This is a genomic window from Methylobacterium sp. J-092 (genome assembly GCF_022829325.1).
Classification (GTDB): domain Bacteria; phylum Pseudomonadota; class Alphaproteobacteria; order Rhizobiales; family Beijerinckiaceae; genus Methylobacterium.
Window position 1 is genome coordinate 1 of the sequence record NZ_JAKSXU010000011.1, and the last position, 1,710, is coordinate 1,710.

At 60.4% G+C, this 1,710-nt stretch carries 1 protein-coding gene; it reads right to left on the reverse strand.

Annotation, left to right across the window (positions count from 1 at the left end; genetic code table 11):
- Positions 1-1,242, reverse strand: a 1,242-nt coding sequence (locus tag MKK60_RS00135) for a PAS-domain containing protein (RefSeq protein ID WP_243983405.1), incomplete at its 3' end; no start/stop codon positions are given.
- Positions 1,243-1,710: the final 468 nt, after the last annotated feature.

Below are 1,710 nucleotides of genomic sequence, written 5' to 3' on the forward strand. Positions count from 1 at the left end.
CAGACGTTCGATCAGCGACCGGCGGTTGGCTAAGCCTGTCAGCGGATCGTGATAGGCGAGCAGACTGATTTCGCGCTGCGCCTGTTTTGCTTGCGTGATGTCGTCGAAGGTGAGCACCGCACCATCCTCGATGGGCTGGCAAGCGATGGACAGGATCCGGCCATCCTCGAAGCTGTGCTCGACGCGAGTCTCGTCGTCCCTGGCCATCCAGGCTCGGTGGTTTGCCAGCACCCTGGCGACGCGGTCTGCCTCCCAACCATTCGCCCGACCCACACCCTTGAGAAAGGCTGCCAAGCTCATTCCACTGGCCATGTCGCTTGGCGCGAGCTTGAGCATCGCGCAGAGGCGCTCATTGTAGAGTTCCACGATCTCGGAAGCAGATACCTTAAGGATCCCGTTCGACATCTTTTGCAGTGCCGTTGCGAGAACACGAGCGTGTGCAGTTTCTTGGGTGTCAAAGCGCTTAGCTGCAGTTAGAGCGAGAAGTGTCCCGAACAGAAGGATGGCGGCGCCTGTCGCGGCAAGAACACTGAGTGCGACCTGTACGCCGGGAAGGAGCTGATCGACGCGCTCCCCGGTCAAGATCGTGCCCGCGATCGAGACGAAATGCGTCCCACAAACCGCGACGACGATCAGCGACGTGGTCACCAGCCGTGATCCAGTTCGCCCCGGACGCACGAGCGCGAGCGCCATGCAGGCAGCGCCGATCAAGCAGGCGAGGACGTTGAAGCCAAGCGACTGAACCTGGCCGCAGTTTTCCAGCGCAGCCATCCCGCTGATGTGCATAACGCCAATCCCCAGGCCTGACGCAGCTCCGGCAACAAGGCGCATCCATCCCCGTGGGCATATGATCGAAAGGGCGAATGGTAGGCCTACCGCGCCGATTGCTGCAGCGGCGGAGACCATCGTCGTGTTAAAGTTGTAACTCAGGACGAGATCGGTCCGGTACCCTAGCATCGCCACAAAATGAGTCGTCCAGACACTAGTGCCCGCAACGACGGCCGTTCCAAGCAACCACCATCGCCGGGTGGTTGTGCTACCAACCTCTGCATAGTGGATGAGAGATACCAACAGCCACGCACTGAAGGTGCAAATAGTCGCTGCGGCGACAATAAAGCTGAGGGATTGGCTATCAACTAAGGATATGAGCAGAGATTGCATGCAATAATATTGCGTGCAAAGGGTTTCCTGCGTATTGAAACTTATAGTAAATAAAATCTTTTCGCGCAGCTCCGCGATCACAAAAGCGTCTAAACCCCGCCTCGCCTTGTTCCTACTGTTCGGTCCAGAATTCGTAGCCGGGTGATTAACCGCACCGAAGGTCCCGATCCGCCCCTCCCCGTCTGGCTCGGTCACACCCCGAGCTGGACGGGTGGCGACGTCCTGCCCTGCCGGTGAAACGAACCAACGTTTCGCCAACGATACGTTGGAACCGGGGGCGAACGTTCTACATCTGTCCTCTCCGATTTCGTCTGCTTTCCCTGCTATTTGAAGGAAGTCGTTGCGCTCATAACGGTCTGGTTGCAGGTTCGAGTCCTGCCGGGCCCACCACCATGTCCTCCCCCGTAGCCCCCCCCCCCCGCGCCTCCCCGCTTCGCAGGTTGCAGGGACCGTCATGGGGCCGGATCCGCGCGGTCACACCCCGCCGGGGCCGGCGGGGCTGCCGGCGACGCGGGATCGGGGCTCGGGTTTGCCCAGGCTCGTACTTCG